Origin of the sequence: Archangium gephyra (assembly GCF_049060025.1) — a bacterium.
Lineage (GTDB): Bacteria > Myxococcota > Myxococcia > Myxococcales > Myxococcaceae > Archangium > Archangium gephyra_A.
The window spans coordinates 10,394,386-10,416,636 of sequence record NZ_JBMEQQ010000002.1 but is presented as its reverse complement, the minus strand read 5'-3'; the positions used below and the strand labels follow the sequence as shown (position 1 = coordinate 10,416,636).

At 70.5% G+C, this 22,251-nt stretch carries 17 protein-coding genes and 1 pseudogene; 7 read left to right on the top strand and 11 right to left on the bottom strand.

What is annotated here, in order from left to right; all coding sequences use genetic code 11:
- Positions 1 to 71: 71 nt before the first annotated feature.
- Complete coding sequence (locus ACN28I_RS45560; protein ID WP_420948122.1) at positions 72 to 725, top strand: hypothetical protein; 654 nt, start codon at positions 72 to 74, stop codon at positions 723 to 725.
- Positions 726 to 794: 69 nt separating this feature from the next.
- On the opposite strand, the gene ACN28I_RS45555 is transcribed toward ACN28I_RS45560, so the two are convergent.
- The 4 genes from ACN28I_RS45555 to ACN28I_RS45540 form a co-directional block, all read right to left on the bottom strand.
- Entirely contained in the window at positions 795 to 1,463 is a 669-nt protein-coding gene (locus ACN28I_RS45555; RefSeq protein WP_420948121.1) for a molybdenum cofactor biosynthesis protein, read from the bottom strand.
- 6 nt (positions 1,464 to 1,469) lie between these two features.
- Positions 1,470 to 3,320 (bottom strand): PKD domain-containing protein, encoded by a 1,851-nt coding sequence (locus tag ACN28I_RS45550; protein ID WP_420948120.1) that lies wholly within the window; start codon positions 3,318 to 3,320, stop codon positions 1,470 to 1,472.
- A gap of 7 nt (positions 3,321 to 3,327) precedes the next feature.
- Positions 3,328 to 4,965, bottom strand: a complete 1,638-nt coding sequence (locus ACN28I_RS45545) for an MXAN_2561 family MXYO-CTERM-anchored protein (protein ID WP_420948119.1) — start codon at positions 4,963 to 4,965, stop codon at positions 3,328 to 3,330.
- A gap of 128 nt (positions 4,966 to 5,093) precedes the next feature.
- Entirely contained in the window at positions 5,094 to 6,122 is a 1,029-nt protein-coding gene (locus ACN28I_RS45540; protein WP_420948118.1) for an aspartate-semialdehyde dehydrogenase, read from the bottom strand.
- 252 nt (positions 6,123 to 6,374) lie between these two features.
- Between ACN28I_RS45540 and ACN28I_RS45535 the strand changes: the two genes are divergently transcribed.
- The 6 genes from ACN28I_RS45535 to ACN28I_RS45510 all read left to right on the top strand — a co-directional run bounded on the left by ACN28I_RS45535 (position 6,375) and on the right by ACN28I_RS45510 (position 13,156).
- Complete coding sequence (locus tag ACN28I_RS45535) at positions 6,375 to 6,920, top strand: hypothetical protein (RefSeq protein ID WP_420948117.1); 546 nt, start codon at positions 6,375 to 6,377, stop codon at positions 6,918 to 6,920.
- A 4-nt stretch (positions 6,921 to 6,924) separates the two neighbouring features.
- On the top strand, positions 6,925 to 8,820 hold the full coding sequence (locus ACN28I_RS45530) for a methyl-accepting chemotaxis protein (protein ID WP_420948116.1): 1,896 nt from the start codon (positions 6,925 to 6,927) through the stop codon (positions 8,818 to 8,820).
- Positions 8,821 to 9,045: 225 nt separating this feature from the next.
- Positions 9,046 to 9,627, top strand: coding sequence for a hypothetical protein (locus tag ACN28I_RS45525; protein WP_420948115.1), 582 nt, complete (start codon positions 9,046 to 9,048; stop codon positions 9,625 to 9,627).
- A gap of 8 nt (positions 9,628 to 9,635) precedes the next feature.
- Positions 9,636 to 10,658 (top strand): type VI immunity family protein, encoded by a 1,023-nt coding sequence (locus tag ACN28I_RS45520; RefSeq protein WP_420948114.1) that lies wholly within the window; start codon positions 9,636 to 9,638, stop codon positions 10,656 to 10,658.
- Between the two features lie 225 nt (positions 10,659 to 10,883).
- Positions 10,884 to 12,053 (top strand): hypothetical protein, encoded by a 1,170-nt coding sequence (locus tag ACN28I_RS45515; protein ID WP_420948113.1) that lies wholly within the window; start codon positions 10,884 to 10,886, stop codon positions 12,051 to 12,053.
- A gap of 38 nt (positions 12,054 to 12,091) precedes the next feature.
- The gene (locus ACN28I_RS45510) at positions 12,092 to 13,156 is read left to right on the top strand and encodes a peptidylprolyl isomerase (protein ID WP_420948112.1); all 1,065 of its coding nucleotides are present in this window, start codon (positions 12,092 to 12,094) and stop codon (positions 13,154 to 13,156) included.
- A gap of 21 nt (positions 13,157 to 13,177) precedes the next feature.
- Here the strand turns inward: ACN28I_RS45510 and ACN28I_RS45505 are convergent, their stop codons facing one another.
- The 7 genes and pseudogenes from ACN28I_RS45505 to ACN28I_RS45475 form a co-directional block, all read right to left on the bottom strand.
- Positions 13,178 to 15,187 carry a protein kinase domain-containing protein gene (locus tag ACN28I_RS45505; protein ID WP_420948111.1) on the bottom strand — a complete coding sequence of 670 codons (2,010 nt, stop codon included), beginning with the start codon at positions 15,185 to 15,187 and terminating at the stop codon, positions 13,178 to 13,180.
- A 114-nt stretch (positions 15,188 to 15,301) separates the two neighbouring features.
- Positions 15,302 to 17,548, bottom strand: a complete 2,247-nt coding sequence (locus ACN28I_RS45500; RefSeq protein WP_420948110.1) for a protein kinase domain-containing protein — start codon at positions 17,546 to 17,548, stop codon at positions 15,302 to 15,304.
- A gap of 136 nt (positions 17,549 to 17,684) precedes the next feature.
- Entirely contained in the window at positions 17,685 to 18,419 is a 735-nt protein-coding gene (tsaB, locus tag ACN28I_RS45495; RefSeq protein ID WP_420948109.1) for a tRNA (adenosine(37)-N6)-threonylcarbamoyltransferase complex dimerization subunit type 1 TsaB, read from the bottom strand.
- A 10-nt stretch (positions 18,420 to 18,429) separates the two neighbouring features.
- Positions 18,430 to 18,837, bottom strand: a complete 408-nt coding sequence (locus ACN28I_RS45490) for a septal ring lytic transglycosylase RlpA family protein (protein WP_420948108.1) — start codon at positions 18,835 to 18,837, stop codon at positions 18,430 to 18,432.
- Positions 18,838 to 18,846: 9 nt separating this feature from the next.
- The gene (gene rseP, locus ACN28I_RS45485; RefSeq protein ID WP_420948107.1) at positions 18,847 to 20,478 is read right to left on the bottom strand and encodes an RIP metalloprotease RseP; all 1,632 of its coding nucleotides are present in this window, start codon (positions 20,476 to 20,478) and stop codon (positions 18,847 to 18,849) included.
- An 82-nt stretch (positions 20,479 to 20,560) separates the two neighbouring features.
- Positions 20,561 to 21,388, bottom strand: coding sequence for a phosphatidate cytidylyltransferase (locus tag ACN28I_RS45480; protein ID WP_420948106.1), 828 nt, complete (start codon positions 21,386 to 21,388; stop codon positions 20,561 to 20,563).
- Positions 21,385 to 22,183: pseudogene (locus ACN28I_RS45475) on the bottom strand (isoprenyl transferase). The gene ACN28I_RS45480 and the pseudogene ACN28I_RS45475 overlap by 4 nt, the downstream one beginning before the upstream one ends.
- Positions 22,184 to 22,251: the final 68 nt, after the last annotated feature.

Genomic DNA, 22,251 nt, shown 5'->3' with positions numbered 1-22,251 from the left:
GCCCCCCGGACGACGCTCCCTCACCTGAAGGAGGCGCCAGGGCCCCGGGAAGGCTCTATGCTCCTCCGTCTATGAGCACCGAGGCGAAGCACGACGGCCTGTTCTGCGAGCTCTTCTGGGGCACCACCCGTAACGAGGTGTGGAGCTTCGGCCCCGAGCAGGCGCGCGTGCTCGCCGCGCAAGACGAGAAGACGGCCCTGCCCCTCTACGGCTTCACCCTGCCGGAGGAGCCCTTCCTGCTCGCCGAGCGCACCGCGCAGGGCTACCGCGTCTTCGTCCCTCCCGCCGCGCGCGTCGAGCGCAGCCGGCGCGGCGAGGCCTTCCGCCCGGTGCCGGAGGCGGAGCTGCAGCGGACCGGGGACCGTGTCTCGGTGGAGCTCACCCGGGAGGATCTGCTGCGCCTGCGCGAGGGAGACCTCGCCCTGCACCTCACCTACTCCGTCGCGGGCAAGCGCGAGGCGAGCGTGCACCTGCGCGATCTCGGCTGGGTGGCGATGGGCGCGGCCCTCTTCCTCAGCCTGCCGATAGGCTTCCTCTTCGCGGGGCCCTCTCCCGAGAGGATGGCCGAGTCCAACGCCCGCGCCATCAAGGCGGCGCGCGATCGCGAGCAGGCCGAGCGCAAGCGGCTCGGGGTGGACTCACCCGCCCGGCCCATCGCCCCGGACGCGCAGCAGCAGCCGGACGCGGGCGTGAAGACGCTGCCCGCCAACCTCGGCGTCAACTAACCCCCTTCCCGGCCATTTCCCCTCTCCCTTCGGGAGAGGGGGCAGTGGCACCACGGGCACATACGAGGATCAGGGCCCCAGGCCCACCCAGACCTCGCCGTCCTCGAAGAATTCCTTCTTCCAGATGGGGACGTCCTGCTTGAGCCGCTCGATGGCGTGCTCGCACCCGAGGAACGCCTCCTTGCGGTGGGGCGCGGCGGCGGCGATGACCACGGCCAGCTCGCCCGGCGTCAACGTCCCCACCCGGTGCACGATGGCCAGCCGCGTGCCGTTGAACTTCCCGGCCACCTCGGCGCCAATCTCCGCCAGCTTCTTCTCGGCCATGGGCGGATAAGCCTCGTACTCCAGCCTCAGCACGCGCCGGCCGCGCGTCTGGTTGCGCACCGAGCCGGAGAAGGTGACGAGCCCTCCATACGCCTCGCCGGACACCGCCTCCACCACCTCCTCCAGCCGCAGCGGCCGGTCCACCACGCGGAACAGGCCCCCACTGCCTCCGGCCACCGGAGGAATGAGGGCCAGCTCCGCGCCGGCGGGAACCTCGGCCTCCGCGTTGGAGAACTCCTGGTTCACCGCCACCCGCAGGTGGGGCAGCAGGGGCGCCAGCGCGGGGTGACGCGTGGCGAGCAGGCGTAGCACGTCCGTCACGCGTGCGCCCGGAGGCAGCTCCAGCGACTCATGGGGCAACCCCACGCGCTCGCGCGCCGCGGCGAAGTACAGGATGGTGATGGTGTTGGACACGGCTCCCTACCTGGTCCGCTCCCGAAGCGCGGCACGCGCCCGGAAACGGCCGCCGCCCTCCTCGGGTGCGAAGTCGATGAAGATGTTCTCCACGGGCGGCAGCTGATCCAACAGCGTGCCCACCAACGAGCGGGCCACGGGGAGCTGCTGCGGTGACACGCCGGGGACCTCCTTGGGTGCATCCAGCTCGGCGCGCAGCCGGCCCACGTCCACCATGGCGGACAGGTGGCCGGGCTCGAAGGCATTGGCGCCGAAGCGCTCGCGCAGGGCCACGCCCACGTCCCCGGCGGGACGGGCGCCCAACGACTCGCCGCCATTCACCGTCAACCGGTCCGCCGAGACCGTGAGCTCCACCGGCTGATCCATCACCCGCGTGCGCAGGCGCGTGGCGTCCGCGCCCTTCACCACCTCGTAGGGCTGCCCGCGCGCCTTGAGCCGCCCGGTGAGCCACTCCAGCACCGGCCCGGAGCGGACGAGCCCCGCCTGGAAGAGCAGCGTGCCGCGCGGCTCCGGCCGCCGGTTGCCCAGGAAGAAGTTGCGGTAGAAGGCCACCGCGTCGAAGTACGCCAGCAGCGTCATGTCTCCGCGCAGCGCGCCCAGCAGGTTCTCCGCACCGGCCGCGTCGAAGCCCTCCGCCTGCAGCCGCTGCAACGTCCGCTCGCGGCGGCCCGAGCCCGGCGCTCCGAAGACGAGCTTCGTCATCTCCTCCGGCGGCATGGACACCATCAGCGCGGCGATCGGGTTCGCGGGCGCCTTGCCCAGCAGCTCCGAGCCCGGTCCGCTCTTGCCCGCGAACAGCGACTTGTCCGTGGCCACCCAGCCCTCCAGGTCCGCCTTCCCCTCGTCCACCTTCAGCGCCGCCCAGAGGCCCCGGATGCCGTCGGAAGTGTCCCCCTCCTCCGCCCGCGCGAAGAGGTGCACGTTGCCCGCGCCCACCTTCGGCTTCAGCTCGGCGAGCAGCGGCTGCTCGGACAGCCCCGGGCCGCTCATCCCGGTGATCCGCGCGCGAATCGCCTCCTCCTCCCCGGCCTCCGTCCCGCCCTCCTGGGCCAGCACCTTCTCGAGGCGCCCGCTCGCCTGTTCCTCCCCGTCCGCCTCGCCCGCCTCCTCCGGCGAGTCCGGCACCACCAGGTAGAGGTAGCCCCTGTCCGGGAAGAGCAGCATCGACGTCCCGCTCTCGCGCTGGAAGCGCACGGTGCCCCCGGGCTCACGGCCCACGACGCGCGCGCCCCCGGAGCGCAGCTCCTCCACCACCGCCTCCAGCGCGGCCTCGGTGTCCGTCACGCCCAGCAGCGCCACGGTGCCCTCGAAGCCGGGCAGCGAGAAGAAGCCCACGCCCTCCTCCGGATCCACCATCCGGGGCTCGCCCCGCAGCTCGCGCAGCACCAGCGACAGCAGCGGCGCCTCCTCCAGCGCCTGGCGTGCCTGCGCCTGGCCCAGCATCCGCGAGAAGAAGTCCACCAGCGGCTCCACGTTGCCGCGGAGCTGGGGGAAGAAGATGGCCACCTCCGCGTCGGCGGGGATGGCGCGCAGCACCGGCCTCGGCACCACCGTCACCGTGGCCGTGGCCAGTACCTCGTCCTTCTCCAGCGCGCGCACCTGGTAGCTGCCCGCGCGCGGGAAGGCGTGGGACACCCGCGCGCCCTGCTGGGGCGGCGTGTCGTCTCCGAAGTCCCACTTCACCTCCGGCGCGTCCCGACCCTCGGAGCCGAAGGCCACCGGCACGCCGGCCTCCACCGTGCGATCTCCCCCCGCCTCCGGTTTCACCGCCCTCCGGCAGCCGGGACCCACCAGGGCCACGGCCACCAACACGAGGGCTGTCAGGGCTCGAAAGGAGGCTCGCACATGCGCTTTCATGTACGGGCTAGTAATCCAGCGCCAGACCGAACATCCAGTACCCGTCCGAGAGATCGAATCCCTTGCCGCCAAAGTTGTTCACTTTCGCGTAGGTGTACTCGGCGAAGAGATAGCTGTGATTCACCCCGAGGTCCGAGTCGAAGTCGCGCGCCAGCCGCGGCTCCAGCACGTCCAGCAGGAAGGCCACGCCTCCGGCCACTTCCCAGCCGAACTTGCCACCGCGCCCCGAGCCGCCGACGGCCGGCGCCTCGGTCTGTCCGCCCTTGGTGGACCACCACGGGATGAAGACGAGGCCGGGCTTGACGTAGGGCACCAGCGGAAAGCCCCAGCGGAACGCCGGGTAGTCGAACCGGTAGACGCCCCGCACGCGGATGGGCAGCACGTGGAAGCCGGTGCGCTCCGCGGACGGCGTGCCCGCCTCCGTCAGGGCGGCGCCATACTTCTCCGCGTACCCCAGCGACACGCTCACGCCCGCCGTGCCGATGTCCTGGTAGAAGAAGCGCTGCATCTCCACTTCGAAGAGCAGCATGTTGGAGCCGCCGAACAGCTCCGAGTAGGGGCGCACCCCATTGAGCGCCTCCTCCGAGTCGAGGGCCGGCTTGTAGCCACCGAGCCGGAACTCCACGGCACCGCTGCGGGGCGTCTGGTTGGGCGCTCCGGACATCTGCTGCGCCTCGCCTGGGAGCGCGGTGAGCACCACCGCGACGCCGAGGGCCACTGCTCGAGTCATGAACGATTTCTCCTTGAGAACAGCCAGAACCCCAGGGCGGCCAGCATCCCTCCGCCCGCGAAACCTCCGCCCGTGGCACCGCACCCCGTCTCCTCGCCGCCCGCCTCCCGGTACCTCTCGTAGAAGCCCACCGCCCGGGTGGGCGTGCCTTCCTCGGCGGCCGACGCCGGGCTTCTGGTTGCCCGCCGCGTCGATGGCGTAGGCCTCGATTTGATACGCCACGTCGTTCTGCAGGTTCTCCACCCGCACCGCCCCCACGTCCACGCCCTGCTGCTTCTTGGAGACCTCGACGCCCGCCAGCGTCGCCACCACCCGCACCTGGGCGGCGTCCTCCGGCGCGGCCACCGTCACCCGCAGCGCCTTGTCCAACGACGCCACCTGCGAGATGGCGGGCGCATTGGGCCGCTTCGTGTCGTAGGAGATCTCCAGCGGCGTCGCCGCCTCGATCCAGGTGGAGGCACACGACGACCCGAACGTATCGAACGTCCTCGCCGCCGCGCACAGCAGCATCGTGTCCTCGAGCTCCACGTCGGCGCTGCACGTCGGCGCCGTTCCACCGTCCGTGGCGGTGGCGTTGAAGATGGGGAGACTGGACACCGGGAAGGTCGCCGTCCCGCGGCCACCCGCCGTGGTGATGTTGGTGCGCGAGATGGAGGGCAGCTCGAACACCGAGCCCGCCGACTGGGCGTTCGCCGTCTCCTTGCAGTCGTTGTCGGTGGTGATCCAGAGGGAGAGGTCGGAACAGGGAGTACCGACCACCTGCCAATTGAAGGAGCTCGTCTGTCCACAGAGGGTCGGGCCGACGCTCAGGTTGTCCGTGCCAGTCAGGGACTGCACCGAGATCTGGAGCGACCCGAACTGTCCGAACGCCGCGGACGAGAGGAGGACCGTTGCGGTGAGGAGGAGGTTACGCATGGGCGGGACGAAGGGTAGCAAGCCGGGGGCCAGGGGGCACCCAGCCGTCCTCCCTGGGGCTCATCGAGGAAGCCGGGCCCCGCCCCCGGTCAAATGGGCAGGGGCGCTCCGGCGGCGTTGCCAAATTGTCAGGCGTGCGGGTCGGCGAGCCGCAGACCGGCCTCGACCAGGTTGAGGGCGGCGCCCCGGCCGGCGTTGTCCACGGTGGCGAAGAGGGTGAGCCACTCGGGGGCCTGGGGGAAGGAGCGCAGGCGGCCCACATGGATGGTGGGGTCCGCCGTGATGAGGCTGGGCAAGGGGTAGACCTTCTCCGTGGGGGAATCCAGCAGCTTGAGCGCGGGCGAGTCCTTGAGGACGGCGCGGGTCTGCTCCACCGGGGCGGGCTTCTTCAGCCGCACGTGGAGGCTCAGCCCATGGCCGAAGAAGGTGGGCACCTGCACGGCGGTCCCGGCCACCACGGGCACCTCGCCCTTGCTGGCGAAGAGGCGGGCGCACTCCAGCGTCCAGCCGGCCTCCTCCTCCGTCCAGGGGGAGTTGGCCATGAAGGGGCCCACCTGGGGCACCAGGTTGAAGCCCACGCGGTGGGGGAAGACGTGCGCCTCGGGCTCGCGGCCGGACAGCAGCGCCGACGTCTGCTGCTCCAGCTCCTTGAGGCCCCGCTGGCCCGAGGAGGACACGCCCATGAGGGCCGTCACCTGCACCTGGGCCACGCCGAAGGCCTGGCGCAGCGGCTCGACGATGGAGGCCACGGCCGTCGTCACCGCCGAGGGCAATGACACGATGCGTCCCTTGAAGGGGGTGCCCAACGCCTCGGAGTTGAAGCCGGGGAGCACCAGCGGCACGGTGCCATCGGCACGGAAGGCGGAGCTCACGTCCACCACCCAGGCGCCCGCGGCCTGGGCCAGGGGGGCCAGCGTGCGCGAGGCGTCCGCCGGCGTGGCCAGCAGCACCAGGCCCATGCCCCGGAGCGTCTCGGCGGAGACGGGCTCCACCTCCAGCGTCTCCTCGCCGTACGCCAGCTCCTCGCCCTCGGAGCGCTCCGAGCCCAGCACGGAGAGCTGCTCGGCGGGGAAGTCCCGCAGCAGGAGGGTGGAGAGCACCTCGGTGCCCACCACGCCCGTGGCGCCCACCACGGCGATTCGCAGGTTCTCGTTCATGGCGGTCCCTTTACCCCAGCCCCTCGCCCGGCGCACGGACCGCGCTCGCCCTCGGTGCTTCCTCCCCACCGGCCTCAGGCGGCCCCAGTGGTAAGCGCTTACCACTGAGGTGGGATGAAATACGACATCACTGGTAAGCGCTTACCACTGAAGCGCCCGCCCGGAGGCTTTCTCGCCGCGTCCGCATGGAGAGGGAGCAGGAGCCCGGGCCCCGAAGAGATCCACGAGCCCCCTCCGGTAGACTGGGGCGGCATGTCGATGTGGACCCTCGTCTCGTTCCTGCTGCTCGCGAACGTGCCACCGGATGGCGCGGCGCAATTGAAGAAGGTGGACGGGCTGATGCCCGAGCTGCGGCGCATCGCCACGGACCCGGCGCTGGTGCGGGAGGTGAAGCGGCAGAACGCGCGGCGCGTGCCCCTGGACACCGTGCGGAAGCGGGATGAGGAGTGGCGAGCGGCTCCCGCCCTCACCCCCTTCAAGCGCCAGGTGCTGGGCAGCCCGTGCGCGCGCTCGCTCGGGCGTTACCAGGAGCGGCTGGGCCGGGTGATGGCCGAGGCCTTCGTCATGGACAACCAGGGCGCGCTGGTGGGCGCCACGCGGCGCACGTCCGACTACTGGCAGGGCGACGAGCCCAAGTGGCGCGAGTCCTTCAACGGCGGCCGGGGCGCGGAGCTGCGCGAGAAGCCCTTCTTCGACGAGTCCTCCCAGTCCTATGTCCTCCAGGTCTCCCTGCCGGTGAAGGACGGCGCCCGTGTCATCGGCGCCCTCACCGTGTCCATCTCCCTGCTCGAGCTCTGAAACCATGACCCTCCCCTTCCTGGGTGGCCTCAAGCTGCGCGGCCGCATCACCCTGTCCGTGGCGCTGCTGGCGGCGCTCTCCATCCTGTCCATCACGGCCGTGGGCCTGTCCTTCACCCGGCGCACGCTGTCCAAGCAGATCCACGCCACGCTGAGGGCGGAGGCCGAGGGCCTGAAGGATCTGGTGGAGCGGACCCTGGCCGAGCGCGAGGCCAGCGTGCGGAGCTGGTCCGAGGACACCATCCTGCGCGGCGCGCTGCTCTTCGACACCTTCGAGAAGAGCGACGCGGTGCTGGCGGGGCTGGCGAAGAACCACACCTCCATCAGCGGCTTCGTCCTCTTCGACGAGCAGGGCCGCGCCGTGTCGGCCAGCTCGGAGGCGTTGCGCAAGACGTTCCAAGGCCGCGAGCGCGAGGTGCGCGAGACAGCGTGGTACCGGGCGGCGCTCGAGGAGCGATTCACCGCCGACGGGCTCGGGGAGAAGGACGCGGCCTTCGGCAAGCGGGTGCTGCCGCTGGCCGCGCCGGTGAAGAGCCCGCTGAGTGGCAAGCGCCTCGGCGTGCTGCTGGCCGCGTATGACTGGAGCCAGGTGCGGGACGTGGTGAGGGCCGCGGTGAAGCGGGCCCACGAGCGCTCCCAGGGCAGCTTCGCCGTGCAGGTGCGGCGCGCGGATGGCTCGGTGCTCTTCGACTCGCGTCCCGCCGAGGACGGGCCCCTGGAGCACGCCGTGTCCGAGGAGGCCATCAACGGCACGGACGTGCGGGACGTGGGGGATGGCTGGCACTTCGTGGCCCGGATGGACGCGCCGGAGGCCTATGCCCCGCTGGCGCAGGCGGCCACGGCGGCGCTCGGGATGTTGGGGTTCTTCCTGGCGCTGACCGTCGCGGGGGCTTGGTGGCTGGCGCGGGGCATCGCCCGTCCCATCTCCGCGCTGAGCCAGGCGGTGACGCATGTGCTCGAGGAGGGAGACCTCTCGCACCGCGTGCAGGTGAACAGCCAGGACGAGGTGGGCGAGCTGGCCACCGCCTTCTCCCGGATGATGGAGCAGCTTCGCCAGACGACGCTGGGCCTCCAGCAGGGCACGCGCGTGCTCACCGGGGCCGTGACCGAGCTGAGCGCGGCGGCCGCGCAGCAGGAGCGCAACCTCTCGCGCCAGGCGGCGGCCATCCAGGAGACGCAGGTCACCGCGCAGGAGATTCAACAGACGTCGAAGATGGCGGCGGACCGCTCGCAGGCCGTGCTGGAAGTCACGGCGCGGGCCGAGGAGGTGGGCAGCGTGGGCGAGGCGACCCTGGGCGCCAGCCTCGAGGGACTCCAGGAGCTGCACGAGAAGGTGGGCAAGCTGGCCACCACCATCGTGTCGCTGGGCAACCGCACGCAGCAGATTGGAGAGATCGCCCAGACGGTGAAGGATCTGGCGGACCAGTCCAACATGCTGGCGCTCAACGCGGCCATCGAGGCGGTGCGCTCGGGCGAGCACGGCAAGGGCTTCGGCGTGGTGGCGCGGGAGATCCGCGCCCTGGCCGATCAGTCCATCGAGTCGACGGACCGGGTGCGCGAGCTGCTGGATGACATCGGCCGGTCCATCCAGGCCACGGTGACGATGACGGAGAAGGGGCAGCATCAGATGCAGGACGGGCTGGCGCAGATCAAGGCCAGCGGCGAGAGCCTGCGGGAGCTGACCTCCATCGTGCGGGACAACGCGGGAGCGGCCCGGCAGATCGCCGTCGCGGTGAATCAGCAGAACGCGGGCATCTCGCAGATCTTCTCGGCGGTGACGGACCTGTCCTCGTTGATGGACGAGACGATGCAGGGAGTGCAGGCCACCACGCGCGCCACGAGCACACTGCGCGAGGCGGCCGAGCGAATGGAAACGGTGGCGCGCACCTACCGGGCGTAGCAGGTGTCCTCTCGTCACCCCTCGCCCACGCAGCTCCTCGCCGCCGTCTCGGTGGCGACGCTTCTCTGTCTTTCCTGCGCCACTGTCCCGCCCCAGGCTTCCTGGGGCGGGCAGCACACCAACACCCGGTCTCGATTCAACCAGTCGTGTGGTGCAGCCTGCGGAGCCCCGGTCAATGCAAGTACCGGGGAGATCCTCGCACCGGCAGCATCCCGAGCCGGTCAGATGCTCGAGAAGGCGGTCCAGGCCGCCGAGATCCTCCAGGGGTTCATCCACGTCACCAGATTCCTCGATGAAGCCCAGAAGGGTGTCGTCGAGGACGTCCTGAAGGAGTGCGTTCAAGCAGCCAACAGGGAGGTGGATGACGAGCTCTTCGGCAAGGATCGCTCCCTGCCGGACTCGGAGTGCGAGAAGGAGCCAACCGTGAAGGACAAGCTCGCTCCCTCATGGGCACGGCACCTTGGGAAGCTGAAGCACGCGGTCGCCTTCGCGTGTATTCAGAGGCGCCTCGCGGAGAAGTTCCCCAACAACTTCACCGTGGAGCCGCGCTACCGGAAGGACGAATTCACAAGAGACGTGATGCTCACCGACAGGCGGGCGGGGTCGCTCCGGCCCGACATCGTCATCCACTTCACCCGCAATGCCACCCGGATTCAGTGCATCTACGACCTCAAGTTCCCTTGCGGCTACGAAGTGGGCAACCCTTGGAACACGGACGTCGTGAGACAGATGAAGTCGTACGCGGGACTCGGGGGGCAGTGCAAACCCGCCCTCGTCACCCCTCAATTTGGCGTTGATCGCCGGTAGAGACGCCGATGGCCAACCCCTCCCCTCGCATCCGCATCTCGGGTCCCGTCAGGTCCAAGACCTGGACGAGTGAGACGGGCGTAGTCGAGCGCCTCGAGGACCGTCTCCTCATCCGGGACCTGGTCCGCATCGTCTTCTTCATCCCCTCCGATCACTTCCAGATCGCCGCGGGAGTGTCCCATGCGCTCGACAGCTACCTCCGCGCCGTCGAAGGACATCCCGAGGCGCTCTCTCGCTACACCTGCTGCTACTGGGAGCCGCGCGGACTGAGCGAGAGGGGCTGGGAGCTCATCCGCGAAACCCTGCAACCCAAGGAGCGCAGGTACTTCGACGACTACACGCCCGACGAGGCCTTCCATCCCGAGAAGGAAGGTGCGGAGCCTCATTTCAGCATCTACGCCGATGACGAGCGCGGCTATGCCTTCCGCTATCACGCGCGGCTTCCCTGGCGTGAGCCGCCACGACACAGCGTCAGTGTCCTCCAAGTCACCCTGCCGACGGAGTATCTCGAGGAGCGTGGGGCGGACGCCGTGCGCGCTCTGGCCCTCGACATGGCCTCCCGGCTGCCCTTCTCCTCAGGACATGCCGGCCTTGCTCTCGCCTCCTGGTTCCCCGTGGACGAGCAGTGGGACCGGCTTCGCCCGGTGATACTCCGGCACCCCGGCTTCGACATCCGCGACGCCAGCATTCACGACAACCTGGGTACCCGGGTGGACGGTATCCATTGGCTGAACTTCCTCGGGCAGCCGGTGCTGAGCGAGCTGGGAGGAGCCTCAGTCCTTCGTGCACGGCTCCCATGCCCCCCGGTCACCGTGCAGGAACTGGAAGAGGAGCGCGTCGTCGTGACCCTGGGCCCCTGCCCCGAAGCAGGAGACCTGGATCAAGGCCAGAGCCTCCCGGCCTACCGCGAGCTCGCGAGGGTGCTGGAACCCTGGCTGGAGCCATTCCCCTGGCGCCTCACCGATTTCACGGACCCTTCCGTCAAGGAAGAGCTGTGGCGCTGGTGGAGGCGCTTCCTCGAGTGCTCCTGAGTCCTCCAGGTGGTGACAGCAGTCACCAGGAGGAACTGGAGTCACCAGGGTCCGGTCATCAGTCCGTCCCCGAAAACCCTCGGCGTTCGAGCCTCTCCCGAGGGAAGCGGGCCTCCAACACGGTCCTGTCGGGCCGCGTAGGCGTTGGCACACCTCCTGCTCTGTGTGGCGTACATCAACGGCGAACAGCCGCCGCCACCCACACCCACCTCGCAGGAGCCTTCCATGACCACGCCCGTCGCCGCCAACCGCCCCTCGCTGCAGCGCTCCAACTCCGCTCCCGTGCTCGGCGCCACCGAGAAGCCGACGCTGACCCGGACGAACTCCGCGCCCACGCTCCCCACGCCTCCCAAGAGCACCCCGGCGGCTCCCGCGGCCACCAGGCCCCAGTCGATCCACACGACGGACTCCATGGACTCCGCGGCCAAGACGTCGGGCGCGGCCGCGAAGCAGAACCTGCTCGGCAAGTACGTGCAGAACGCCACCGACGCCGCTCACGCCAATGGCGCCGCGGGCGCGTTCGGCAAGCTGAAGACGGGCGGAGGCCTGGCCTCTGGTGTCGCCGGCATCGGTCTCAATGCCGCGGGCCTCGCCAACGCCATCAAGAACGGTGAGGGGGGCCAGGCCATCTCCGACAGCGCCCTCCTGCTGGGCAAGAGCGTGCTGAACACCGTCAAGGGCGGGCTCGACGTGGCCTCCATGGTGCAGTCGGGCAAGGAGTTCAAGAACCTGAAGGACGCGGCCCAGGCGGCGCTCGGCGCCAACGGCCAGGTGGGCAAGAACATCGCCGGCAAGGTCGCCGAGTCCGTGCTCTCCGGCAAGCCGCTGCGCGACGTGGACGTGCTGGGCGAGCTCGCGAAGTCGAAGGGCGCCGGAGCCAACCTTGGCACCACCCTGAAGCAGGGCGCCGCCGACGTGTTCCGCGGCCTCGGTGGCGAGAAGCTGGCCGGGAAGATCGAGGGCGGCATCTCCAAGGCCGGCCAGAAGATCGCCACGGGCGGCGCCGCGGGCTTCAAGACGGCGGATGCCGCCATCGACGCCGCCAAGGGCGCCGAGGCCGCGGCGAAGCTGGGCGCCAAGGGCGCGGGCACGGCGGCGAAGGCGGCCGGCCGGTTCGCTCCGGGCCTCAACGTCGGCATCGCCGCCATCGACACGGCCATCGCCGCCAAGACGATCGCGGACCCCAAGGCGAGCGTCGCCTCCAAAGTGACGTCCGGCATCACCGCCGCCGGCTCCATCGTCGCCGCCACCAACATCCCCATCGTCTCGCAGGTGGGCGCGGCCGTCTCCACCGCCTCCACCGTGGCCGGCGCGGTCGTCGAGAACTTCGGTGCCATCAAGGAAGGCGCCAAGAAGGCCGCCGAGGGCGTCAAGAACTTCTTCAGCGGCTGGTAGTCCCCACCCCCGGTCTCCCCTTCGCAGAGGCACGCCCCATGAACTCCTACTCCTCCAATCCCCAGTCCTTTGGATTGCCCCGGAACTTCTCCTCCACCTGGAGGGACGAGCGGAGTCACCCGGTGGTGCTGCCCCAGGTGGAGGCCCCCTCCCTGGAGGGGCTGTCCGTCACCCTCCCCGCCCCCCAGGGCTTCACCGCCGAGCAGGTCCAGGAGCGCTTCCTGGAGCTGGCGCGGCCCCACGCCACCGAGCGCTACCGCTACCCCACCGAGCAGACCGCCTGGGGAGACGAGGTGCTGCTCAACCTCGCGGGCTACTCCCAGGGCCACCTCATCCCCTTCAGCCTGCGCACCGACGTGTGGCTCCCCGTGCAACCGGATCCGATGCTGCCCGGCCTGTATGAGGCGCTCGTGGGCCGCTCGCCCGGCAAGGGGCTGGTGGTGGACCTCACCCTGCCCGTGGAGTACCCGGTCGAGTCGCTGCGCGGGACGCAGGCCCGCTTCGTCATCCAGCTCCAGGCGGCGCGCGAGGTGAAGTACCCCAGCCTGGAGAGCCAGGAGTTCCTCATGGCCTTCGGCCGCGGCCACACGCTCCAGGAGGCCATGCGCGACGTGGTGCGGCAGATGGAGGACGAGGCCGCGCAGCTCCTGCTGCTCCAGGCCCAGCAGCACGTGCTCAACCAGGTGGCGGCGCGCACCCGGGTGGAGATTCCCTCGGAGCTCGTGGACGAGGAGATCCGCCGCCGCTGGAGCGCCAGCGAGGGCCGCTCCGCCAACGAGCTCCAGTTCAACGGCCCCGAGCAGGAGGAATCGCTCGCCACGTGGCTGCGTGACGCGGACACCCGCGCCGAGGTGGAGCAGCGGCTGCGGATCAGCCTCGCGCTGGGCGCCATCTGCAAGCGCGATGGCCTCATGCTCACGCCGCAGGCGGTGGAGAAGGTCCTCCGGGACGAGGCCCACGCCTCGGGGTTGACGATCGGCCAGGTGGCGGATGCCCTGCGCGCCGAGCCGCGCAATCTGGCCCGGATCGATCAGGTGGCCTGGCACCTCCTGGCGGTGGACCACGTGATGAGCCGGGCACAAATCCACATCGAAGGCGCCTGAGCCCGGAGCCCCGCGCACCGCTCACTCCCGTGCCGTGTTGTCCCTCACGCGCTGCACGGTGCGCGTCTCCCAGTCGATCCGGAACTTCACGAGGGGCATGTCGCGCGATCCGCCGACTCCCAGGAAGGCGAACTGCCCCCCCTTGGGCAGCGTGAAGTCCTTGCGGACGTGCTCCACCCCACCGCGCTCCCTCCGGATGTGGAGATAGTCGGTGCCCCGCTGTACCCCCTCGTCTTCCAGGAGGAGGGGGAGGCTCACACTGCACCGCGTGCGGGAGTGGAAGGAGAAGGTGGCGGAGAGGTGCACCTTCTCGTCCGTGAAGAACTCCATGCCGTCCAGTTGGAGCCGTGCGTCACCAATGCAGCCGTCCGAGCCCATGCCCCACACGTTGTGCCCGGAGAGCGAGATGTCCTCGGACGCCTCCATCCGCAGCTTCACGGAGGGAGCAGAGCCGCGCCCGGGCCCCATGAGGTCCCGGGCCTCGAGCGCCCAGGTCTCGGACGGCAGGGGGCCGGAGCGCAGGCGCACCTCATCCAGGGCCATCGCCGGAGCCAGCGCTCCAGGCTCCCGTGAATCCCAGCCGATGCGGAGCCCCTCACCGGACTCGCCATCCGGCACGGGAGCCGCGTCCTCCGCCACGCGCTCTCCATCCACCCAGAGGCGCATGCCGGTGGCGCCCCACTCCAGCGCGACGTGCACGAAGCGGCCGAGTTCCAAGGGCTGCGGCGACGTCAGCCCGCGCGGGCCCCATCCGAAGTACAGCCGTCCCGACTCGTCCAGCCGGAGCTGGAGCACGCGCCGCGCCCCCGCGTACGTCGTCACCACGGGGCCCTCCCCCGGCCGCTCGGGGCTGAGCCACAGGGACAGCGCTCCCTCGGACGGAATCCTCAACCCCGGGTTGCCATCCTCCGCCGGCTTCACCATGAGCGAGCCCTTGCCGCCCAGGAGCACGGCCTGGCCCCGCACGCCCAGCACCTGGTCCACCTCCGAATGCCGCAACGCGGGCCCTCCCCCCGCGCTCTTGAACAGGGGCTCCCGGCTGGAGTCCTCGAAGGACCAGTGGGCCTGCTCCTTCACGGCCGGCGTGACGGGAGGCGGTGACTCCTGTGCGGGCGGCGCTGGTGGCTCCGGAGACTCCTGGGGATTCGCCGGCTCCGGTGGAGCGGCCACCACGGCCGGGGCGGGCGCGGGCTCGCGTCCCGAGGACACGAAGGCCACGGCGCCCACGACCAGCGCGGCTCCGGCGGCGACCAGGGGCCAGCGCGGAGCGGGTCTCGGGAGGGGCGCATCGAGTGACAGCAGGGCATCGGCGGCCGTGGGGAAACGGTCCTCGGGCCTGCGCGCCACGAGCTTCCGGAGGAAGGCCCGGAAGTGCTCGGACACGTGGATCTCCCGCGTGAAGGCCAGCTCCCAGTCTCCACTGAGCAGCGTCTCCGGGGGGCGCCGGCTGAGCAGGTGCAGCAGCGAGGCCCCGAGCGCGTACAGATCGCTTACCGGCGAGACGCTGCCACCGAGCTGCTCGGGAGCCATGTAGCCGAAGGTGCCGTTGAGCGTGGCCTCGTGCGTGCGGCCGTCCCGGAGCGCCCGGGCCGAGCCGAAATCCACCAGCACGATGTGGCCGTCCTCGCGCCGCAGGAGGTTGGCCGGCTTGACGTCGCGGTGCAGCACGGGCGGCTGGCGCGAGTGCAGGAAGCCGAGGATCCGCAGCACCTCGCGGGCGATCTTCCGCACCTCGGTCTCATTGAAGCGGTGGTGCTCCAGGCGGGCCGCCAGCGACTCGCCGGAGACGTAGTCCTGCACCAGGTAGAAGCGGACCTGGGCCCCCTCGCCCTCGGAGAAGGAGGCATGGAGCCGGGGGATGTTCGGATGGGAGAGCGCCTCGAGCAGGCGGGACTCGCGCTGGAAGGCCTCCACGCGCTCCGCGTCCGGCGCGTGCGCGAAGACGAGCTCCTTGATGGCCACGGGCCTGCCCGCGGCATCGGCGGCCAGGTACAGCCGGCCATGCACGCTCTGCGAGAGGACCCGCTGCACCCGCAGCCCACCCGGAGCCTGCGCGGCACCACAGAAGGAGCAACGAGGCTCCGTGCAAGGACGGGCACACGCCACGCACGTGCCGGGGGAAACGCCAACCGGAGAGCCCACGGCCTACTCCTCCACCAGGGTGAGATTGTCGATGGCGCCCTCGACGTTCGAGCCATACCCGAGGATCGCGATGTTCTTCACGGCCCGGATGGACCCCGCCTTGAACGGGACGAGCAGCTCGTTGAACTCCACCCTCACGTGCTGCCACTTGCCCGGGAGCACCGGCACCAGGTGCACGGCGGTGTCATTCCACGGGGGACCCTGCTCCGGGGGGGAGCCGATATCCACGGAGACGGCCTTCTTCCCAGGGCTGGACTCCATATGGAAATCCATCCAGATGGACAGGCCGGACCCGGGCGCGTTTCGCGTCAGCTTCACGTCCAGCTCGAGCCACACGCGGCTCGCCCGGTACACCCCGTGCTCCCGGGGCTGCGTCCGCAGGAAGACGCCCCGTTTTCCCTTGGGGCCCGCATGGAAGAGCGACAGGTGCGGGTTCCCCGCCTCCTCGACGAGCCTGAACTCCTGCTCCACGGCCTCGGGGAGCGGCTGCGGCTCCCACCTGCGGAGCCCGCGGGAGAAGTCCTCGGAGAAGAGAGGTGGCGCCGGTGCGTAGTCCCCCGCCGCGCCTGGACTGCCCTGCTCCAGGGCCGCGAGCGCCGTCACCGCCACCTCGGGCAGCACGCCACGATAGAGCGTCAGGTCATCGAGTGACACCCGGGGCGACGCGCCCAGGCTCAGGTCCGCCGCGCTCCTGCCAATCCAGAGCGTCTGGCCCTGGCGCGAGGCGAGGACGGGCGTGGGCTCCTCGGCCACGAGCTGGCCTCCGACGTACAGGCGCGTCCCCTCCTTCCCCCAGGTGGCCACGACATGGTGGAAGACGTCCGGCGCGAGGCGCACGCGAGGCCGGAGCCACCGGGAGCCCTCCGCGCTGAATTCCAGGTGACCGCCGTTGATGACGAGCGCGAGCGGGGCGCCAGCGGAGTCCCCGGAAGCGTTCCTCGAGGCGAGCACCGTGCCCAACGTGTCCAGCAACGCATCGCGGCGCAGCCAGAGGGAGAGCGAACCTTCCTCGAGCCCCTCCAGCACGGAGGGTTGGCCAGCGCCCGCGCTCGTGGAGTCACGCACCACCTCCACCGGGAGCGGCTGCCCGAGCCGGAGTGCGCTGCCACGCAGGCCGGTGTCCCGCATGCCCGCGGGCGTGGTGAGGTCGAAGCGCCGCTGGTCGTCACGCGCCAGGCGCGTCAGGGCGGGGTCCTCGCCCTGCGTCTTGCGCAGCACGGCGTCGTCCTCGTCGAAGCGCCAGCGCGCGTGGGGAGGAAAGTCCGGCAGCAGGGGGAGGTGGGGCTCCCACGGGGGCGGACGGGCGGGCGCCTCGACCTTCTCGGGCGCGGTGGCCGTGGGGCTCTCCTCGGGAGGAGGAGTGGGCGCGGGGGCACTGGCGGACGGACGCACCACCCACGCGGCGACCGCCACCAGGGCGCCCAGGACGAGCACCGGGACCGTGGCGCGGCGCCAGAGGGGCACCGGCTGGTTGTCCCCCGTGGACGACTCCAGCGCGAGCTGCGCGTCGAGCGCGGAGCGGAAGCGCGCGGCCGGGTCGCGGGCGATGAGGAGGAGGAGGAAGCGCTCCATCCGGGCAGAGACGAAGGCATGGGCCGCGACGTCCAGCGAGAGGTCCGACGCGAGCATCTCCTCGGGAGACCTGCCGCTGAGCAGGTGCAGCAGCGAGGCCCCCAGCGCATAGAGGTCGCACGTCTCGTCGAGCGTCCCGCCGAGCTGCTCCGGGGGCATGTACCCGAAGGTGCCCACCATGGTGGCGCCCGCCGTGCCCGAGCCGAACAGGTCCCTCGCGGCGCCGAAGTCGACGAGGAACACGGCCCCATCGTCGCGCCGCACGAGGTTGGCCGGCTTCACGTCGCGGTGGACGATGCGCGGCGACAGCTCGTGCAGGTAGCGCAGGACGTCGAGCACCTGCCGGGCCACCTCGAAGGCCTCCTCATCGCGCAGGCGGCGCTTGCGGAGCAGCTCTCTCAGGGAGGTGCCCTGGATGAGCTCCTGGGCGAGGTAGAGGCGCGTGTGGACGCCGTTGCCCTCCTGGAAGGAGTCCACGAAGCGGGGGATGCGCGGATGGGACACCTGGCGCAACAGCCGGGCCTCGCGCTCGAAGGCCTCGAGCTGCCGCGCCTCGGGCACCAGCGAGAAGACGAGTTCCTTGAGCGCCACCTGTCCGCCGCCGGGCGCCTGCGCGACGTAGAGGCGGCCATGAGGGCTCTGCGAGAGAAGACGCAGCACCCGGTAGCCCCCGGGCATGGCCGCGGCGTTACAGAGGACACACCGCCCTTCCGCCAGCGCCCCTTCACAGAGCGGACACCGGGAGGGAGGAGACGCTTCGGAGGCGGGGCGGGGAACGGAGGAGCTCACGGCCGGGGCAGTCTACCCCAGTCCGTCAGTCCTCCTTGAGGCGCGCGGTGGGCGGAGGCCCGGGCAGCGGGGGGAACTTCGGGTTGCGCTCGGGCTCGGAGGCGCGGACGTAGTGCGGCTCCAGGGCGAAGAGCGCCTCCAGCGTCTGCGACTCGGGGAAGCGCACCAGCGAGGCCAGGGCCACCGCCGAGGGGAAGGTGGGCGCGCTCAGCAGCCGCGAGGGCGCCACGCCCCGGGCTTCCAGTGCGGCGCGGTACTCGGGCAGTGCGGGCCCCAGGGCGAGCGCCTCCGGCTCGGCGGCCATGCGCGCGGCCACCTCTTCCGGGCTCATCGCCTCCTCGGGCCCCAGGGCCTCCACGCGCTGGCCCACGCGCCGGTAGGGCCCCAGGTAGAGGTCATCCTTGCGCGCCACGGCGAGGGCGAAGAGGGGCGGCCCCTCGGGTCCCTCCAGGGCCACGGCCGCGAGTGAGGAGGCCCCGGCCACCTTGAGTCCCGCCGCGTACGCCAGCCCCTTGAGGCAGGACAGGCCGATGCGCAGGCCGGTGAAGGAGCCCGGGCCCAGCCCGATGGCCATGCCCTCCAGCGACTTCAGCGCCACCCCGTGCCGCGCGAGCAGCTCGCCGACGAGGCCGGGCAGCGCCTCGCTCTGCTTCTTCGGAGGGCCCACCACCACGTGCTCGAGGACGCGCACGCCCTCCCCTTCCCGCTCCACGAGGGCCAGCGACAGCGTGAGGGTGGAGGTATCGAGCGCGAGGAACATGGGGAGGCTTCTACCCGGTCTTGTCCGCGCAGCGGTAGAGGCGAACCCGGGCCAGCCCCTTGTCCATCATGCCGAGCTGCTTCGCCGCGGCGGTGGACACGTCCACCACGCGCCCTTTGACGAAGGGCCCGCGGTCGTTGACGCGCACCTCCACCGAGCGCCCGTTCTCCATGTTCACCACCCGGAGGCACGAGCCGAAGGGCAGCTTCTTATGGGCGGCGGTGAGCTTCTGCGGGTTGAACTTCTCGCCGCTGGCGGTGGGCCGGCCAGCGAAGCCCGGGCCGTAGTACGAGGCGATCCCTTCCTCCAGCCAGGCCCGTGCCGGGGGCGGCTTCTCTGGCCGCACCACCTCGCGGCCCGGCGCACAGCCCGCCAACGCGCCCAGCCCCACCATCCACCCCACGAGCAACCGCCGCATCGCACCTCTCTAGCGAGTGATGTCGTTGATGAGCGCCATTCCCATCAGGGCCATCAGCAGGACGAGGCCCACCACGTTGGCCACCTCGCGCACCCGCACCGGAATGGGGCGGCGGCGGATGCCCTCCCAGAAGGCCGCCAGCAGGTGGAAGCCATCGAGGATGGGGATGGGCAGCAGGTTCATCACGCCCAGGTTGATGGAGATGATGGCCATGAGGTTGAGGAAGTAATCCAACCCCTGGTCCACGCTCTTGGAGGCGAGCTGGTACATCATCACCGGCCCGCCCAGCGTCTTGTGGGACACCTGGCCGGTGACGAGTCCGCCGATCACCTTCACCATCTGCCCGACAATCTTGGGCACCACGGTGGCGGCCTCGCGCAGCGCCTCACCCACCCCGAGCGTCACCGTCACCTTGTCGGGCGGCAGCAGCTCCGCCGAGGAGGGCATCCAGGGCCGCAGGCCCAGCTCGAGCCGGGAGGACTCCTGGCCCATCTCGTCCTTGCTGGTGCGGGAGGCCTGGGCGACCACCTCCGTGCGCTCGCGGCCATCCGCCGAGAGCCAGCTCAGCTTGAAGGTCTGATCCTTCAGGGTGCTGAGCTTGCCCGACAAGACGTTGAAGGAGTTGAGCCGCTGATCGTTGAGGGAGACGAGCCGATCGCCCACCCGCAGACCCGCCTTCTCCGCCGCGCTGCCCGGGAACACGATGCCCACGTAGGTGTCCGAGGGCTCCGCCCCCAGGGCCGCGAAGCCCTCGGCGTCCGGCTGCTTCTGCACCGTCACCGTCTTCACGGTGGGCGAGTGCCCCGACACCACCCCGGCCGTCACCGGCTCCAGGCGCTGGATGGTGAGCTCCAGCGGGCCCTCCATCTTCGCGAGCTGCTCGTGGAGGGCGGCCTCGTCCGGGATGGCCACCCCGTTGATGGACAGGATGCGGTCGAAGGTCTTCAGCCCGGCCTCGGCCGCCGGAGAGCCCGCGGGCACGCCCAGCATGGCGGGCCGGTTGGTGGGCGCCACGCCAATCAACCCGCGCTCCACGGAGTCCACGGGCGAGGACTCGACGAGGCGCTCGGGGGTCAGATTGACGATCTGCTGCTTGCCATCCCGCTCGATGGTGATGGGGATGGAGCGCTCGAAGCGGCCGACGAAGGCCTCGCGCATCTCCTCGAAGGTCCGCACCTTCTCCCCGTCCACCGCGACGATGCGGTCTCCGGCGCGGATGCCGGCGGCGGCCGCGGGCATGGCCGGGTCCACGTACCCCACGCGGGTGGAGATGGTCTCGTGCGGCCCGAAGAAGACGAAGAAGTAGATGAGGACGGGGAAGACGAGGTTGAAGACGGGCCCGGCCACCACGATGAGGGCGCGCTTCCAGGGCGCGGCGTTGAGGAAGCCGCGCTGGGCGTCCTCGGGACTCAGCTCCTCGTGGGGCGAGTCCCCGGCCATCTTCACGTAGCCGCCCAGGGGCAGCAGGGCCACCTGATACTCCGTCTCCCCCTTGGTGAAGCCGAAGAGCTTCGGCCCGAACCCGATGGAGAAGCGGATGACCTTCACCCCGCAGGCCTTGGCCACGAGGAAGTGGCCCAGCTCATGAACCGTGATGAGCACGCCGAGCAGGACGATGAACAGACCGGGACCTTGAAGCATGGTGCCAACACTAACCGTGGGAACCATGCCCGACAATGCGCATCGCGGCTCGTGGGCCTGGCAACCGGACAATCGGCGGGCGCTACGGGAGCAGCCCGCGCACGAAGGTCACGTAGACGAACACCAGGGGCGCGTTGAAGAGCAGCGCGTCGATGCGGTCCAGGATGCCGCCATGCCCCGGGATGGCCACGCCGGAATCCTTCACCCCGTAGGCCCGCTTGAGCATGGACTCGCACAGGTCCCCGATGGGTCCGAGGATTCCGCCGAATATTCCCAGCACCAGACAGTCCGTCACCGTGAGCATGGGGTAGAAGAAACCCCGGGTGATGAACATGCCCACCACCGAGCCCACCATGCCGCCGAAGAAGCCCTCCCAGGTCTTGTTGGGGCTCACCTCGGGGTAGAGCTTGTGGCGGCCCAGGAAGCGGCCGGCGAAGTAGGCGGAGGTGTCGTTGGACCAGGTGATGACGAGCGCGGAGATGGACCACGCCATGCCGTCCGGCATCAGCCGCAGGGCGGCCACGGCGGTGAGGCCCACCGAGCCGTACAGCATGCCCGTCACCAGGTGGGCCACCCGCGTGGGGGCGTCCTGCAGGGGCCCCCGGATGAGGTGGTAGGTGAAGGCGAAGAAGAAATAGAAGGCGAGGATCCAGAAGGCCGCCGCCCCGGTGCGCGCCGGATCCCTCAGCGCCAGCACGGGCAACAGGCCCGAGAGCACGATCCCCACCCAGGCCGCCGGTGAGAGCGTCTTCTGGGTGATGAGGTAGTACTCACTGGTGCAGATGGCGGCGGCCACGCTGAGCAACGCCGCGCTGTACAGGCCCCCCTTGAACAACAGGAAGACGACCAGCGGCAGCAGGGTGAGCGCCGATACAGTCCGGATGACGAGGTTCTTGTTCTTCTCGTTCACGCCTTGGCCCGGTGGGAATCCTCTCGCTTCACTTGCGCGGAGGTGAGACCGAAGCGCCGCTCGCGTTGCTGGTATTGAGCCAGGCAGCGCAGGAAGGCCTCGGTCCTGAAGTCCGGCCAGAGGACGTCGCTGAAGCAGAAGCTCCGCGTACGCCATCTGCCAGAGCAGGAAGTTGGAGATGCGCTGCTCGCCGCTGGTACGAACCACCAGGTCCAGCGGCGGCAGGCCGTTCGTCCAGAGGTACGACTCGAAAGTCTGGTTATCCAGGTGCGCCGGCGTCAGCTCGCCCTTGCTGGCGGCCTCGGCCACCCGGCGCGCCGCCTGCACCATCTCCTCGCGGCCGCCGTAGGACAGCGCCAGCGTCAGCACCATCCCCGTGTTGTTCGCCGAGTCCGCCCGCAGCCGGTCCAGCGGCTCCTTCACGAAGCGCGGCAGCTTGTCCACCTCGCCAATGGCGTTGAGCCGGATGCCGTTCTCCAGAATCTCCGCGCGCTCGCTCTCGAGGTACTCGCGCAGCAGATCCATGAGGGCGGCCACCTCCTCGGCGGGGCGGGCCCAGTTCTGGGAGGAGAAGGCGTAGAGGGTGAGGGCCTCGACGCCCACCCGGCGGGCGCAGCGCGTCACCTCGCGCACGCTGGTGGAGCCCTCGCGGTGGCCCTCCACCCGGGGCAGGCCGCGCATCTCCGCCCACCGGCCGTTGCCATCCATGATGATACCCACATGGCGCGGCAGGGGCCGTTCCTGGACGAGTCGCTCGAGAGCAGCCACAGAGGGAGGTGACACAGGGCGTTCCATGAGGCTGCGCAATGTAGAGGCACCACCCCTCCACGTCCACGGGCGTGTGCAGGAGTGGTCGCACCGCA

Excerpts from the sequence above, each read along its gene's own strand:
- ACN28I_RS45560 (WP_420948122.1), top strand. The coding sequence starts at position 72 with ATGAGCACCGAGGCGAAGCACGACGGCCTGTTCTGCGAGCTCTTCTGG.
- ACN28I_RS45550 (WP_420948120.1), bottom strand. The coding sequence starts at position 3,320 with ATGAAAGCGCATGTGCGAGCCTCCTTTCGAGCCCTGACAGCCCTCGTG.
- ACN28I_RS45545 (WP_420948119.1), bottom strand. The coding sequence starts at position 4,965 with ATGCGTAACCTCCTCCTCACCGCAACGGTCCTCCTCTCGTCCGCGGCG.
- ACN28I_RS45540 (WP_420948118.1), bottom strand. The coding sequence starts at position 6,122 with ATGAACGAGAACCTGCGAATCGCCGTGGTGGGCGCCACGGGCGTGGTG.
- ACN28I_RS45535 (WP_420948117.1), top strand. The coding sequence starts at position 6,375 with ATGTCGATGTGGACCCTCGTCTCGTTCCTGCTGCTCGCGAACGTGCCA.
- ACN28I_RS45530 (WP_420948116.1), top strand. The coding sequence starts at position 6,925 with ATGACCCTCCCCTTCCTGGGTGGCCTCAAGCTGCGCGGCCGCATCACC.
- ACN28I_RS45525 (WP_420948115.1), top strand. The coding sequence starts at position 9,046 with ATGCTCGAGAAGGCGGTCCAGGCCGCCGAGATCCTCCAGGGGTTCATC.
- ACN28I_RS45520 (WP_420948114.1), top strand. The coding sequence starts at position 9,636 with ATGGCCAACCCCTCCCCTCGCATCCGCATCTCGGGTCCCGTCAGGTCC.
- ACN28I_RS45515 (WP_420948113.1), top strand. The coding sequence starts at position 10,884 with ATGACCACGCCCGTCGCCGCCAACCGCCCCTCGCTGCAGCGCTCCAAC.
- ACN28I_RS45510 (WP_420948112.1), top strand. The coding sequence starts at position 12,092 with ATGAACTCCTACTCCTCCAATCCCCAGTCCTTTGGATTGCCCCGGAAC.
- ACN28I_RS45500 (WP_420948110.1), bottom strand. The coding sequence starts at position 17,548 with ATGCCCGGGGGCTACCGGGTGCTGCGTCTTCTCTCGCAGAGCCCTCAT.
- tsaB (WP_420948109.1), bottom strand. The coding sequence starts at position 18,419 with ATGTTCCTCGCGCTCGATACCTCCACCCTCACGCTGTCGCTGGCCCTC.
- ACN28I_RS45490 (WP_420948108.1), bottom strand. The coding sequence starts at position 18,837 with ATGCGGCGGTTGCTCGTGGGGTGGATGGTGGGGCTGGGCGCGTTGGCG.
- rseP (WP_420948107.1), bottom strand. The coding sequence starts at position 20,478 with ATGCTTCAAGGTCCCGGTCTGTTCATCGTCCTGCTCGGCGTGCTCATC.